13 protein-coding genes and 1 pseudogene are annotated in these 15,073 nt (G+C 32.9%); 7 read left to right on the plus strand and 7 right to left on the minus strand.

The window, feature by feature from the left end:
- Positions 1 to 38: 38 nt before the first annotated feature.
- Together BMW39_RS19245 and BMW39_RS19645 are read right to left on the minus strand one after the other, a co-directional pair.
- A complete protein-coding gene (locus tag BMW39_RS19245) occupies positions 39 to 200 on the minus strand; it encodes a DUF2624 family protein (RefSeq protein WP_117590505.1) in 162 nt (53 codons plus the stop codon).
- Between the two features lie 90 nt (positions 201 to 290).
- Positions 291 to 1,181 carry a Fic family protein gene (locus BMW39_RS19645; protein WP_034979996.1) on the minus strand — a complete coding sequence of 297 codons (891 nt, stop codon included), beginning with the start codon at positions 1,179 to 1,181 and terminating at the stop codon, positions 291 to 293.
- A 682-nt stretch (positions 1,182 to 1,863) separates the two neighbouring features.
- Between BMW39_RS19645 and BMW39_RS18895 the strand changes: the two genes are divergently transcribed.
- The 7 genes and pseudogenes from BMW39_RS18895 to BMW39_RS18925 all read left to right on the plus strand — a co-directional run bounded on the left by BMW39_RS18895 (position 1,864) and on the right by BMW39_RS18925 (position 8,736).
- The gene (locus tag BMW39_RS18895) at positions 1,864 to 2,274 is read left to right on the plus strand and encodes a single-stranded DNA-binding protein (protein ID WP_034979998.1); all 411 of its coding nucleotides are present in this window, start codon (positions 1,864 to 1,866) and stop codon (positions 2,272 to 2,274) included.
- A gap of 42 nt (positions 2,275 to 2,316) precedes the next feature.
- A pseudogene (locus BMW39_RS18900) lies at positions 2,317 to 2,637 on the plus strand (DUF932 domain-containing protein); the annotation flags it as partial.
- A 76-nt stretch (positions 2,638 to 2,713) separates the two neighbouring features.
- Positions 2,714 to 4,237, plus strand: coding sequence for a hypothetical protein (locus BMW39_RS18905; protein WP_034980001.1), 1,524 nt, complete (start codon positions 2,714 to 2,716; stop codon positions 4,235 to 4,237).
- A gap of 147 nt (positions 4,238 to 4,384) precedes the next feature.
- Positions 4,385 to 5,422: a hypothetical protein gene (locus tag BMW39_RS18910; RefSeq protein WP_051880111.1), complete on the plus strand. Its 1,038-nt coding sequence runs from the start codon at positions 4,385 to 4,387 to the stop codon at positions 5,420 to 5,422.
- An 18-nt stretch (positions 5,423 to 5,440) separates the two neighbouring features.
- The gene (locus tag BMW39_RS18915; RefSeq protein WP_034980004.1) at positions 5,441 to 5,935 is read left to right on the plus strand and encodes a hypothetical protein; all 495 of its coding nucleotides are present in this window, start codon (positions 5,441 to 5,443) and stop codon (positions 5,933 to 5,935) included.
- The gene (locus tag BMW39_RS18920) at positions 5,923 to 6,543 is read left to right on the plus strand and encodes a putative phage abortive infection protein (protein ID WP_034980006.1); all 621 of its coding nucleotides are present in this window, start codon (positions 5,923 to 5,925) and stop codon (positions 6,541 to 6,543) included. The genes BMW39_RS18915 and BMW39_RS18920 overlap by 13 nt, the downstream gene beginning before the upstream one ends.
- A 297-nt stretch (positions 6,544 to 6,840) precedes the next feature.
- Positions 6,841 to 8,736, plus strand: coding sequence for a DUF4365 domain-containing protein (locus tag BMW39_RS18925; RefSeq protein ID WP_034980009.1), 1,896 nt, complete (start codon positions 6,841 to 6,843; stop codon positions 8,734 to 8,736).
- Between the two features lie 869 nt (positions 8,737 to 9,605).
- Here the strand turns inward: BMW39_RS18925 and BMW39_RS18930 are convergent.
- From BMW39_RS18930 to BMW39_RS18950, 5 genes are all read right to left on the minus strand, one after another.
- Positions 9,606 to 10,712 carry a sensor histidine kinase gene (locus BMW39_RS18930; RefSeq protein WP_034980012.1) on the minus strand — a complete coding sequence of 369 codons (1,107 nt, stop codon included), beginning with the start codon at positions 10,710 to 10,712 and terminating at the stop codon, positions 9,606 to 9,608.
- Positions 10,705 to 11,520, minus strand: coding sequence for an alpha/beta fold hydrolase (locus BMW39_RS18935; protein WP_245750508.1), 816 nt, complete (start codon positions 11,518 to 11,520; stop codon positions 10,705 to 10,707). Before BMW39_RS18935 ends, BMW39_RS18930 begins: the two co-directional genes overlap by 8 nt.
- A 101-nt stretch (positions 11,521 to 11,621) precedes the next feature.
- Positions 11,622 to 11,981: a response regulator transcription factor gene (locus BMW39_RS18940; RefSeq protein WP_034980036.1), complete on the minus strand. Its 360-nt coding sequence runs from the start codon at positions 11,979 to 11,981 to the stop codon at positions 11,622 to 11,624.
- A 164-nt stretch (positions 11,982 to 12,145) separates the two neighbouring features.
- Positions 12,146 to 12,481 (minus strand): RNA polymerase sigma factor, encoded by a 336-nt coding sequence (locus BMW39_RS19790; protein ID WP_375600499.1) that lies wholly within the window; start codon positions 12,479 to 12,481, stop codon positions 12,146 to 12,148.
- 819 nt (positions 12,482 to 13,300) lie between these two features.
- Positions 13,301 to 15,037: an APC family permease gene (locus tag BMW39_RS18950; protein ID WP_034980020.1), complete on the minus strand. Its 1,737-nt coding sequence runs from the start codon at positions 15,035 to 15,037 to the stop codon at positions 13,301 to 13,303.
- Between the last annotated feature and the right edge of the window lie 36 nt (positions 15,038 to 15,073).

Below are 15,073 nucleotides of genomic sequence, written 5' to 3' on the forward strand. Positions count from 1 at the left end.
TATAAATCGGCTTTTTTCATTTCTACAATCTTAAAATATTATTCATCTAAAAACTCCCTTATTGTGACTGTCAATAGCATTTTTAGAAATTCTACAATTTGTTCAGCTTCCTCAATAGTTAACTCAATTTCCTCCTCTTCTTTGAGAATTTTGATAATCTCTTCAGTGCTTATATTTTTAATTTCAATGTTCTTTTCCATATAACCGAAATCTTTTAAATAAAAATATTCGGCTAATCCAACAACTATTAATTAATGTATTTAATTGATACACTTGGCTTAGATGTGCTTTTACTCTTGAATTTCAAAATATTTCAGAATGGCATTGTAGTTATCTTGGGCAGTTAGGCAGGTATCAAGAAGATAACCTCTAATATTTTCCCATTCCTGTAATCCTCTGTAATAAAATAGCTTTAGCTCTTCATCAATAATAAATGGAATAACGTTGTTAGCTAAGCATTCTTTAAACATAATCAATCTGCCAACACGACCATTTCCGTCTTGAAAAGGGTGAATAATTTCGAACTGATAGTGAAAGGCAATAATGTCCTCAATGGTTTTATTTTCAATATCGTTGTATTCAGATAAAATCTCTTTCATTCTAGTTGCTACTTTGCCCGGTGCTGTAGTTTCATTACCTCCAACTTCATTCGGCAATTTCTTGTATTCCCCAACATTAAACCAGTCTTTAGCACTATCAGATGTTCCGGACTTTAGTAAGAAATGAAGCTCTTTTATTAATGATTCAGTTAATTTTGATTTAGCCTTATCAATTATGAGATCAATAGCTCTAAAGTGATTTGTAGTTTCTATGATGTCATCTACATTGATACTTTCCTTCGAAACCCCGACCGTATTTGTTTCAAAAATATATCTTGTCTGATCTAATGTTAGCCTACTTCCTTCTATTCTATTTGAGTTGTACGTCAGATCGATCTGGGTTCTGTGATAAATGCCGCCCTTGAGCTTCATTTCTTTCTCTTCCTTCAGTTTGTTCAGCAAAGGATTTTTACTAAACTTCTTTTTACTTTCTTTTGAAGGAGGAAGCGCATCCTCTGGAATATTATAGGTTTTACCAGTTAAGAACGAACCGTTAATCCTGCCATGCGCACAGTAATTCCTGACAGTTCTTTCAGGTATGTTCCATTTTTTGGAAAATTCTGCTACTGATATATATTTCATAAGATTCTAGATAGCCTTCATCGGCAAAAATTACATTATTTATATGTGCAAATATATCATTTATTTGCCGTTAAAGGTAAATAAAAATAAAATCTGTTTTCGACAAGTTTAACAATTTATGCCAGCTTTCATTGTTATCCCTCTATTTACTTCATTTAAATTTAATAAACATTGACGATGCCAATAAATAATTATGGAACGGGATTTCATAATATGTTTTCACAGTAGAAATACGAGACAGCGTTTCGTATTTTCTGAAAGTTTGTTACCTCTTGAGAAATTGTTCTTTAGTGCATTAAACAAATTATCCTTATTCACTGTAGATTAGAACGTATCCTCATTTCGAATTCTTTGATCAGTTGTTTACTGATATGATTTTATTTCGATTTTACAGTCATAAAAATTTCTCATAATAAACCGGTAAAAAGGCAGCTAAGGTATATCGTTCATCTATTCTTCTGCCAGCCAAAAGACTACGGCATAAACGGTTTCCTCCCTGAAGGTACCCTCCAATTATTCCGTTTCCTTTTGGCTTTCCCCTTTGCCCGCTAAAATTATCTGCTTTCTTTTTTCCGGTTTTTCTTTTGAAAAATATTCAGCGAAGCCCAAAGGGCTTTCAGAGAAAGGACGGAGAAGAGATTGAGAACAGATCAAAATGTACAATCTTTAAAAACCTACGGTTATGAACATTATCGGAAGACTGACAAGGGATGCGGAAGTGCGCAACTTGCCAAATGAAAAAAAGGTAGTTAATTTTTCAATTGCTACGAATGACAATTATCGCAACAAGCAAGGCGAACGGATCGAACAGACCACGTATTTTGAATGCGCCTATTGGATCTCTCCGAAAGTTGCGGACTTTTTAACAAAAGGCACTTTGGTGGAATTAAGCGGTAGAGCATACACCTCTGCTTGGTTAGGCAAGGACGGAGAGCCTCATGCAGGTTTGAATTTCCACACCTCACAGATCAAAGTTCACAGCAGTAATAAGCGAACTGAAAACAAGTCTGCTACGTCGAATAAAACAGCTGAGAAGGAAATTTCTAATTCTAATTCTAGTTCCAGCGACAAGGATGATGACCTCCCATTTTAAAACAACCAAACAAAATTCTCTAACAATCAAAATACCAACATCATGGCACACAATTTAAATTTCAACAACAGAACAGGAAAATATTCATTTTTCAGCGTACAGGAAAAAGCATGGCACAACTTGGGGCAGGTCGTAAAGGACTACCCGACCAGTGAAGAAGCCATCAAATTTGCAGGACTTGACTACGAGGTTGAAAAGTCTCCCCTGTTTACTAAAGGTGCCGGCATTATCGAAAATACCAACGGCATAGAAATGATCGATTCAGAATTGGAAGTTTCAAACTATTTCGCTAATATTCGCACCGATAACAACACCATTTTAGGCGTAGTCGGAAAAGATTACCACATCAGATTTCATAGGGATAATATTACCAAAGGTTAGCAGCAGCAGCCATAAATCAAATTATAGTATACTTTATCTTCAATTAATTTTCTCATCAATGTTTATTGAGCAAACAAAGGGATGGTCAGATTTTTTTGCTACAATGCCATATTTTGGGGTTACAAAACCTAAAGAAAAAGTAATCGAATTTCTTTTAAATTTGGATGAAAGTGAGAATTCAACCAAGAGAGATACTTATATTAGAAGTAAAGGCGAAATCATAGATAGTTGGAATAAATCAATAAGATCATTTTCTTTTTTAGAAAAACAAAATAATGCAACTATTACTTTCGTTCCAAAAAACATAACTACAGACAAAAATGAAATTGAAAAGATATCTTCAATATTTCAAATATCAGAAGATAAAATAGTTTCATATTATGAATATCTAAATAACAAGTCTGAGAAAATTTCTGAACTAGAAAACAAACCATTTGCAATTATTGAAAATAGTAAGGATGAAATTCTTTCACAATATGAAAATAATGTAGTTAAATACAATGAATTAAAAAACTATGTTGTTATGTTTGAAAGTAAGCTGAATATAGAAAAACTACAACAACAAAACATCAATAACCAACTAATTGTTATTGAAAAGGAAATTAAAGATCACAATAATTTAATTAAAGTATTTAATAATAACCTATTTAAGAATAATAACGAAGCAAAATGTCCTACCTGCTCACAGACTGTAACTCCAGACATATTATCTCGTCCAGATTTTGAAATCCCTCAATTCTCTCTCGAAGAAAATAAAAGTTTTCTAGTAAGTCAAAAAAAAATCATTCAAACAACTGTTAAAAGTTTAAGTGAAACTATCGAAGAGAAAACTACATTGTTACAATATTTTAAAAATAATCTAAGAAATAAAGAATCTATTATAAAGTCTCTTTCCAGAGATTTAATTGCTGACGATAGAGCATTATCTGAATCTGAAGTTGTAAAAAAGCTACAGTTGCAACAAGAAGTGAAAAATCTAGAACAGTTTAAAATTCAAATAGATGAATTGAAAATAAATCTTGTAGAGCTAGCAAATAAATATCACAATATATTAAAAGCGATAGAAGGATTGGAACAATCAGATGACGAAAACATTCTCAATTCTTTTGAGTCAAATTTCAAATACTTATTGTACAAATTTGAATACGATAGCAACAGAGATTACCAAATTTCAATTAACAGAAAAGATCCATTTAAGTACTTTCCGGTATATAAAAGAGGTAAAAACGACACTCAACCACAGTCAATAAGAATAAACTCATCAGCATCTGATTTTGTTAGAAATATTTGGGCTTACACATTAGCTTTAAGGGATAATGGAGTTAATCACCCAGGGTTAATTATGTTTGATGAACCAGGTCAACACAAAGCGAAACAAAGTAGTTTAAAGGAATTATTCAAAAAGTGTTCAGAAATTAAAGACAAACAAACCATAATTTTTTCATCAACTGAAAAAAAACTAGATGAAAAGGAGAAATTTGATTTGAATGAATTGATTAAAGATTTAAATGAGAATTCTTTTAAATTAATAAATTTGGGTAATGATAAGGTAATAAAACAGCTAAGCTTAAAGAACTACTAACCATAACCTTTTATGACCGATATGCTAGCATCTATTTCTTTACCATATCTTTTTCTAATTCTAGAATACTTTAAGAGTTTAAAACTTTAATATTTTTTTCAGGACACTTATTTAAGGTTATTTTTATTAAAATAAAAACATTAAAACATGACTACGCAAGATGAAATCGAAAAAGTACACGGCAGTGGTACGCACGTACTATTATTAGGAGCTGGTGCCTCATTTGCATCAACGCTAAAAAACCCTGAAAAGAATGAAAAAAAACTTCCCTTAATGTGGAATATTGTAGATATTGTTGGGCTAAACGGTATCGTTGATCATTTACCAGATGATTATAGAGCATTGAAGCATGATTTTGAGAAGCTATACAGTAAAATCTCTAATGAAGGTAGGTTTCCAGATGAAAAAGAGGTTATCGAGCTTGAGGTTTATAAGTACTTTGAACAGCTAGACCTACCCGATGAACCAACAATTTATGATTATATGATATTGGCTCTAAGATCTAGAAAAGACGTAATAGCAACTTTTAATTGGGATCCCTTTCTTTATAGGGCATATGTCAGGAATGGAAAATTCACAAAAAGCCCAGGTATATTGTTTTTACACGGATGCGTCTCTTTAGGGTTTGACAAATCAAATGGCACGGTTGGACCTGCTGGAATGTACTCAAAAAAAACAGAGCAACTTTTTGAACCAACTCAGTTATTATATCCAGTTGATAACAAAGATTATAATACTGATCCTTACATAAAAGGTCAGTGGGATTCTCTTTCTGATCGATTGGAAATTGCAGAAAGAGTAACAGTTTTTGGTTATTCAGCACCTATTAGTGATGTTGAAGCTATAGATTTATTAAGTGAGGCTTGGGGCGATGTTGAAGATCGAGCAATGGAAGAATTTGAATTAATAGATATCAGACCCGAAGATGATGTAAGAAATGCATGGAATAGGTTCATACATACACATCATTATCACTATTGTACAGATTACTTTAAAAGTTCTTTAGCGCTTCATCCTAGAAGAACGGTCGAAAGCTATCGCCATTGGGCAATGCCACTTAGTCCAGGAGAAATGTTTCAGGAGGGAAATAAGATACCCGATAATTTTAAGACACTTGAGGAACTTTGGGAATGGCACCTACCATTAATAAAAGCTGAAGAAGAGTTTTACAATAATGCTGAGTAATAAAGTAAATATATAGCTTTGAAAACAAAAAATATAATTATTTTTTTTACTGCTGCGGTTGTAGGGATTCTTGGTGCATTATTCCTATACTACGAAGGACCTGAGTATGTGCAGTCAAGATATTTCTACGAAGGAGACAGAGGAAGCAGAGGTGCTATCGGCGATGCCTTTGGAGGAACTGCAGGTCCAGTAATAGCTTGGTTTGCTTCTATTCTAACGTTCTTAGCATTCTATATTCAGTACGATGCTAACAAAGATCAAAGAGATCAATTTGACAAGCAGGCAAATGATATCGTCATAGAAAGGTTTGAAAATAGGTTTTTTGAACTTGTAAGATTACACAGGGAAAATGTAAACGAACAAAACATTCAAAATAAAATCTTTGGTCGTAAGGCATTTACCACATATTATTTTGAGCTAAGGTATATTTACTTCGTTTTAGAATCTATGCACGACAAATTTCCTGCGGATACAAGATTAAATAAAGAACAGTTAAAAATTTGGCTTATTTAATTTTCTTTTATGGAATTGGTCATGCTAGTGACAGTGTATTTTCGCACATCTTACCCCAAATAAATTCTCAGCAATTTTTTAAGAACACAATTGCAAAGCTGGAAAAAGAAAAAAAAATGCATTCAGATTTCCTTAGAGAAAAAGCTAGATATGAATCTGAAAAAAAAGTGAAAAATACCAGATTAAAAGATTTGGAAATAGTTCATAATGGCAAAAAAGCAGTTTTCATTCTTCTCTACGAACCATTCACCGGGCACGGGACAAAAATTGGTCACTACTACAGACATTTGTTTCAAACTGTTAAATATGTTGATTCCCAAAAACACGATGTTTTCCAACATGAGAATAATGAAATTAAATATTCTTATGTAAAAATATTACGAGCACAATTGTCAAACTTTGAACAAGTTATATTGTACTACAATTCAGTATGTATTCTAGGTAATCCTTGGATTTCAGATGGGTACATTGAAAAATATCACTTATTGACCAATTTACCACTTTCATTTGCAGACTTTGGAATACAACCTGATAAAAAGTTCGAAGCAGAAATGAAAGCTGATTCTACTTTCTTCGACTGGGAAATACTTAAAGGTTCTTTTCATTAAAAACCATTTTTTTCGAAGTATTTTTATTTTCTTTATTTGCTAATTTAAATAAGTTCTGTGTCAATCTTTTAGATTTAAATAGCTTATCACCAAGAAAAATACTTTATCAGAAATTACCAATATTAAACCAATAATACAAGAGTTTTCTCACTATTAAAGATTATGAACTTATAAATTTTTTTTTAATTTCATTGAAAAGAATCATACATTCCTTAATTATTAAAAAGTACTAAAAAAAATCATAATTTTATCATCCATTTTGTCATTGAGATTGACATTATTAACGAATTTTACAGAATGGCCAAAAGAACTAGAAATCATATCTTAGAAGATAAATCAAGACAAGCACTATCAAGTATTTTACCTGAAAAATGGGTAATCAGGGATAAGGACAAAGACTATGGAATTGATTGTGAAGTCGAAATTTTTAATGACGATGGAGATTCCACTGGATTAGTATTTTGGGTGCAACTAAAGGCAACTGAAAATTCAATTAGTTATCATGTCAAAAATCTTCATTTTACTCTTGATAAAATTATACAGTTTCAAAGTTATCAAATACCTGTTATGATAATAAGATATTCTATGAAAGAAGATTTATTGTACTATAATTGGGCTAACGATTTAACCTCACAAATAAGAAATGAAGAAAAAATAAAAGTTAAATTTTCAGAAGAAAAAACTTTAAATTCACTTGATAATGATATAATTATTGATTATCTGTTAAAATTTAGTAATATAAAACGAGGAATTTTCAGTTTTCCTATTTCGACATACATAAAAAAAAATTTAGTTAATTCAAGTCTTGTCTCAAGTTCCACAGTTCAGTTTTTTAAAGGCATAATTCAGAAAAACAATAATTATTTTAAACTAGTTAGGAACGAAGCTGATTCGAACCTACAAATTATAGTTGGTAATGACAAAACATATTTATCATTATCAGACAGTCAATTTTCTTCAGTTGGCTACGACATAATTAATCTGAATGACAAAGGTCTAGAATACTTTACAAATATTTTATTGTCTTGTTATTGCATATTACTTTATAATTCAGGTAAATCTGAATATGCTGAAAAAATTTTCTTCGAAAACTCGTTGATTGAAATTCTCCAAACTAATCACGAATTTCTAGTTAATTTTTTACCACACCTTCTTTTGTCAGATAAATCCGAAGAAGTTCTAGATCAATTAGATTTTATGTTTGATTTAGAAAAAGACAATTCCATTCAAAATACTTCTTTAGCAATATTGGCGCTTGCAAAGCATCAAAACCCCTCAAGGCAAGATATTCTTGAGAAATTTTTGCAGAAACAACTTAAATATTCCAAAGCAAAAAACTACAATTTAGGAATTGCTATAACGAATTACAATTTAGCTGGTTTTCATAAAAATATTGGCAACACAAAATTATCACTTGGATACTATCTCGAAGCAAGAAAGTTTAATAAAGAGTATTTAAAGCAAGGCTATTATTATTTTGAAATGGCTGGGTTATTATTTGAGTTAAAGAAATTTAATTTTGCGGCAAAATTCTATGAAAAGGCAATCGAATTGAAAACAGAATATAGATTATCAAAAGCCCTTCTGGCTGATTCTTATATTCATCAAGGGCAATACGAAAAAGGAATTAAATTATTAGATGAATTTTTAACTGAAGAGTACGATAATAATGATGTACAGAAAGATGAATGGTACTTAAAGTTTTTTTGCTTTAATTCTCTAATCCTTAATAACTATCCAAAATTTCAGAATAGAGAACCGGATAAAGCATGTGAAGAATTGCATGCTAAAAATATTGATTCCTCTCTTGACTTCGATTTATTATATTCTGAGGCTTGGTTGGAAAATGCAATAAGAGCTAATAAAATCCCAAATATGATTGAAACATTTATTTCATACATTATGGCTGCACTTCTATGTAAAGAAGATCCTATGTTATGGGTTTTCGCAACCGTAGCAGGCCTTTTAGAAAAAGGAGAAGCATATTTAAATGTATACCATGTAATAAGATTAGCTTATCAATATCACAATGAAAAGTATATTGATTTAATGTATGAATATTTAAGCGCCAAATTACCTAATGCAATTGACCCGATAATGAACATTGTAGAGTTGTATATAAAAAATATACCTAAAGGGGATTTTTCACTACGTTTTTTTGAAGATGAAAAAAATTATTTTTTACTAAACTGAACATCTATATATATTAAAGATACTTTTTTACAAGTACTCAATTAATTTTGATAATTGTTTTAAAAAGAAAAATATATTGATAACTTGGGAAGAGTAAAGTTACCTATTAAATTATAGTATCCTTCATTTATGAGAAAGTTTTCAATTACATCATTTTTTTATTTATCTTCGGATACCAAAGTATAAAATATCATTTAACACCTTCAAATATTATCAATATCTGCTTCTATAGAGTCCTGCTAAGTCACATTAAAGAATGATCTAATTCTACAATTCTTTCTAAATCTTCCACTAAATATTTCGATATTTCTTCGGTTATGGGTACAACGCTAAATGGCGCCAACAAAAGACAGTTGACGCCATTTTAATTTTATACACTATCATAATCACAAACTTATCATTTATCAAACAATTATTGTAATTTTAGCTATGAAACCTATAAATAGTTAAACCTTAATAAAATATTATTTCAATTAAATTTTTTTAATATTTTCTAAAGTCTTACCAGAGCCCTACCTGCATTTTTCGCTATAAATTTATCAGATATTCAGATAATTCTTTTAAGGTTATTTCCTTCTCCTAATCATTCAACTTTTCGGGTCCCCAACCATTTGCTAAATGTTCCAAACTGATTTTTCTATCAGCTATTGCATCTTTTTATTTATAAAGAAATTAAATATAATTAGAGATTTTTTTTGATTTATTTAGGCGCATCAAACTAGATTTGCCAATCCATTTAATATTCTTAAAATATTTCATCAAAACGTTTCAATGTCCAAGTAGGAATACTAATTATATTTTAAAATATGAGTACCTGAAATTTCTAAGACCGATGTTATAAATTTGATAAAAGCGGTCTTATTTTCCTTTCACCCAACCCGCAAAGTAAAACGGGTTTCTCCTTTGTCTGAAGTCACAGACAGCAGGCCATTATGTGCTTTTGCTATTTCTGATGAAATGTACAATCCTAATCCTAGACCGTTGTGATTAGATTCTGTTCCTCCCCTTTGGAAAGGATGAAAAAGATTCTTTAACGTTTTTTCAGGTATTTCCTGTCCTTTATTTATAATCGAGATCTCCCAATATTGATCGGTGGTCTTTGCCTGAAGCAGTATCGGATCATCAGGTGAACCATGTGTTATGGCATTAGCAAGGATGTTGGACACCAATTGCGAAATACGTGCGGGGTCGCACTCTATTGGGTTATTGATAATAAAATTAGATTCAATGACCCTTTCAGGATGGGATACTTTTAATTCATTGCTGACCTCTGTGAGCAATTTTTCCAGATCAACAGAAACAGAAGTGATTGAAATACCACCACCAAGCCTTCCCCGGGCCAGATCCATAATATTGTTGATCATTTCATACATTCTTTTTGAACTGGAATGAACTATATTCATGAGCTTTCTGTCTCGTTCACTCAGTTCAGACCTTGCCAATAACTGGGCTGCACTCATAACACCTCCAAGAGGATTGCGAAGATCATGGCCAAGTACCGCAATAAACTGTTCACGAATGATTGCCTGTTCCTTTTCAATATTCAAGTTTGTTTCGGCAAGTTTTTGGGCAGCCTGAAGATTTTCCTCGTACAAACGCCTGTCTGCCGCCTGAAATAAAGTATAGCGTATAAAAATGGAATTGTCATTTTCATCTTTTCTTTCGTAAGCATTGATATAAATCGGAATCTTTCCTTTTCCTGTATCAGTCAACTCAACAGATACTTCATCAAACTGTCCCTGTATGCGGAGCAATGGCCATAGATGTGTTTCAAAATATATTTTACTACCAATGGACAGGATGTCAGAAAAACGCTTCCCGATAAATTGATCAGGTTTTGCACTCAGCCATTTGGCCGTACATTGGTTGACTCTGGTAATTTTTCCATTCCCATCGGTGATCACAAATCCGCATAGTGAGGATTCAAAAAAGTCGTCAAAATCCTCTGAAAGGTCACTTGAGCGTTTATCAGTCATTTAAAAAATCTCTTATTGCAGAAATGGTTTCCTCCGGCGCACTAAGATTAGGGCAATGTCCTGTTGCCTTCATAATGACCAATTGACTTGCCTGGATTTGCTGGTGCATATATTGCCCCACTTCTACTGGAGCGATCACATCATCACTACATTGAAGTATAAGGACAGGCACATTTGAATCCCCTAAAATATCCCGTTTGTCTGTTAAAAAAGTAGTCCGTGCAAAATGTTTCGCTATCTCTGGATTGGTCTTGCAAAAACTGTTGGTCAGTTCTTTTCCAAGTTCTTCTCTTTCAGAATTACCCATTATCACCGGAGCAATTGTTGCTGACCACCCAAGGTGATTGTCATCCAATGATTCCAGGAGTTCTTCAATTTCCGATCTTTTAAAACCTCCTATGTAATCCCCATCATTAATGTAAGATGGAGAGGGCGCCACCAGAATTAGCTTTGTAAATAGTTCAGGTTCTATTTTTGCTGCAAGCAGACCCATGACTGCACTGACCGAATGCCCTACAAAAATAGCATCTGAGACCTTAAGTTCCCTTGCAATTTCAACAATATCTTCGACATACCCCTCAAGTTGATCGTACTTCGTAAATGAATATGCAGAAAGATCTGAATTGCCGGCACCTACATGGTCGAAAAGGACAGTAGTATATTTTTCCTCAAATGCAGGTGCAACATAACGCCACATATTTTGGTCACAACCAAAACCGTGGGCAAAGAATATCACCTTTTTTCCTGTTCCCTTTATTGTGATATTATTCCTTTTAAGGACGTTCATTGACAAAGTAATTTTTGTCAAATTTAATGATTTAATTGAGATAAAATCATTTTAAAATTAAGATCACATACCGTTTTGAAGGTCTTGAAATGTGACAGCGAAAAAATGTAAAATGGAATTTATTAATTTTCTAAAATGTCGTGAATTCTGAGAAGTAAATTATCTATATCGAAAGGTTTTGAGATAAAGTCATCAGGCTGACAAGCATCGCTGATCTCTATTAATTTAGCATGTGCACTCATAATAATGACAGGAACATCTTTGTTCTGAAGATTATTTCTGAGTTCATTGCAGAGATCAATGCCAGAACCATCTGGAAGCATAACATCGAATAAATATAGGTCAGGATTTATACTTTTATCCCGTTGTGTAAAAGCAAGGACATTTGAAAAAGATCTTACATCGTAATTTTCTGAAGAGAGAACCACCTCAAGTACTTCCCTAATTGACTGGTCATCTTCGACCAAAAAAATCTTTCTCATATCCTTATTTAGCAACAATAGAACCAAAAAAAATATTGCAGCCAGATTAAGGTACATTTCATCGAAGAAACTAAGATTAAATTATTATTCTAATGATATTGGTAAAATTGTGTTTGACTTGTCGTTAGAATAATAATTTTTGGAAATGAACAAAGACCAAACTTTCAGATCGAAATTGATTTTAAATTATCAATATCCAATTTCCTGTAATCTTCAGTATTATCCTGTATCAGCTCAAAACTAAAATTGGGAAAATCAGCTATTGTGAAATTGAATTTGATATTTTTAGATGTCAGGAATTCTCGAATGACGGTCATCAGATTTTGTATTACCCATATCTTCAGCGGAAGTTTTTGACCTTCAAAAAGATCGATGTTTTTCCATATCTTTAAAAAGGTTAATTGAACGATCTCTTGTGCATCTACTTGTGATTTGACAGATCTAAGCGCCAAACCATATAAGATACAGCAATAATCAAGATATAAACATTCTAAGGCCACTTTGTCATTCTTCCTGATCAATAAGCATAACTCTGCATCGGATTTTATTTTTGAGTTTTTTTAATCATTAGGTTTTCTAAAATGTATTGGCTGTATTGCTTTATTATTAATACTAAATGCAGTATTAGAAATAATCAAATAAAAATGAAAGAGGATTACTTTAAGGTTTAAAGTTCCTTTTTAATCAAAAAAAGAATAACAATCCGGTTCACTTTTTTACTTTTTCTAAAAACATTAGACATTTTCCTCAATACAAATTATGTGCTAAAAATTATAAATCGTTTATTATTATCAATTTTTCAACGATTTCAAAAATTGGTTCATAATTTCAGTAAGAAATATTGCCTATGAACAAATATATTAAAAAACTTTACAAAAATAGAGATACTAACTTCAATTATTAATGATTATCAATAGTAATCACTTCTGACAGGAATATCTTTTGATATTTATCCGTAAAAATCATTATGAAATTTGTTGATAGATACGTACGCTCCGTATATTTTGTTGATGGTAAGATTGGATTGGTGTAAATTTCCCTTATATAAGCTTTGACGGCCCTCATCAATCTACCGCTGCTGACAGTCTGGTTTATTTGGAAAGGTATTTTTCAATAGCCAATGACGTTTTTATTCAATGATTGACCGCTAGCCAATAAAATTTAAAGAAATCACATAATCCATAAGGAGATTAAATTAACAAAGACCACAGAGATTACTGCGGCCTTCTTTTTAAGATGTATTTTTTTAACTGCCTTTTTACCAGGCAGTTTAAGGTACAGAATCTATTCTTGAGCTAATCTTAATTTGCTTTTTGTAATTACAAAATAAGCCTTACTCCTCCAAGTTCATCAACTCTGTAACTGAATTTTTCCCCTGGACTGCTGATAAACATAAAGTTCTTTGGGATTCCCCATTTGTTACTGAGTTCCTCGACAAGTTCCGGTGTGAAGTCACCCAGTATAGTCACATATTCCATATCGACCTCGGGATAAGCTCTGTCCAGAGTGTCAAAATCTGCGAGAAACTTCGGATCCGGCTGCTGGGCCTCATGAAGTACTGTGACAATTTTCATTTTATTAGTCACCTCATTCTCATGAAGATACATCATCACCTTATTTAATGTCGCGATATCATCACCTTTTGAGAAGAAAACAAAATCCTGCTCATAGAGTTTTTTCAGGCTCCGGTACAATGATCTCTGTCTTGTGAGCGTGTATTTTTTATAGTTCTTCGACAGCGACTGAAGCAGATTAACAATAAAATGCAAAATATCCTTTCGCAACAGCATGGCCAGAATGATCAGTACCGAAGGAATAAAATATTGCAGAAAGGTGACAAGATATTGAGGCTTGGTCATGATGTTCCCGTATAGAGCAATAATTATAGCGGCAAAAGCCAACAGCACAACGCCGGGTTTGGCGTATTCCGGACGTGGCAGACGAGACCTTCTGAGTTTAAGCAGTATATTTCCTAACGCAAATGATGCCATGACAGTCAGGAAAGACAGAGCATAAACAGCGGCCAATGGTGCCAATTGTCCTCTGGTCACCAATAGCACTGAAAGACACAGCAGAAAGAAAAGGATCAGGATCCTGTATGTACTGCCACGTTTATTTTCTTTCAGAAAGTAATTTGGTAATATTCTGTCCAATGTCATCCTTTTGATAAGACCATTGACCCCAACAAATGAAGTTAATACCGCACCACTTAAAACGGAGACCGCATTGATCGAAATGATCGTAGCGAGCCATTTTCCACCGGTCAAAGTACCAATATAACTTAAGAAAGAATTTTGGTGTGATTCTACTGCCGATATGGGGATGATGCATATTACAAGAAATGCAATCATCGGGTTCAGCACTGATACTGCGATCCACATATTTCTTAATGTTTTCGCAAAAACACCTCGCTCCTGCTCCTCCACAAAATTTGAAGAGCTCTCAAATCCTGAGATCCCAAGCATAGCAGCTGAAAATCCAAAGAAAATAGCGGTTAAGATACTTCCATTTCTGGCAGGAAGATGAAAATTGTCGATCAATATTGAGAATCCATGCTGCCAGACAAAGAAAAAGCAGGAACCAATCAACAGTCCCATTGTTGCAAGATGGAATAAGAAGATGATCAGGGCTACTACGGCACTTTCAGAAATTCCCAAAATAGTCAGCCCCAGAAATATGAGCAACAGTACGAATGTTGCGATGTTTACATTGAAATATGGCAAAATATGATGTAGGTAATGCATCGCCTCGCTTGAGGAGATCACAGCCGTTGCCATGTAAGACAAGATGGTAAGACAGGCTGCGATAGACGCGTTACTTTTTGTCGTGGTATTTAGCAGAACATTATATGCACCACCATTGAGGGGCAATGCTCCGACCACCTCGCCATAGATCTTTCTGAATAGAAAGAGTACCGCTGCCACCATCAAAAGTGCGATCCATGCATACTGACCTGCCGCTACAATAGCCAGAGCCGAAACATAGAGACAGGAGGAAGTGATATCATTTCCACAAATAGCGGTAGCGTACCATTCACTGAGTTTTTTTGTTGACATTTTTTATAGATTGATCAGATTTCAAGCCTATAATAT

Source organism: Epilithonimonas lactis (genome assembly GCF_900110605.1).
Lineage (GTDB): Bacteria > Bacteroidota > Bacteroidia > Flavobacteriales > Weeksellaceae > Epilithonimonas > Epilithonimonas lactis.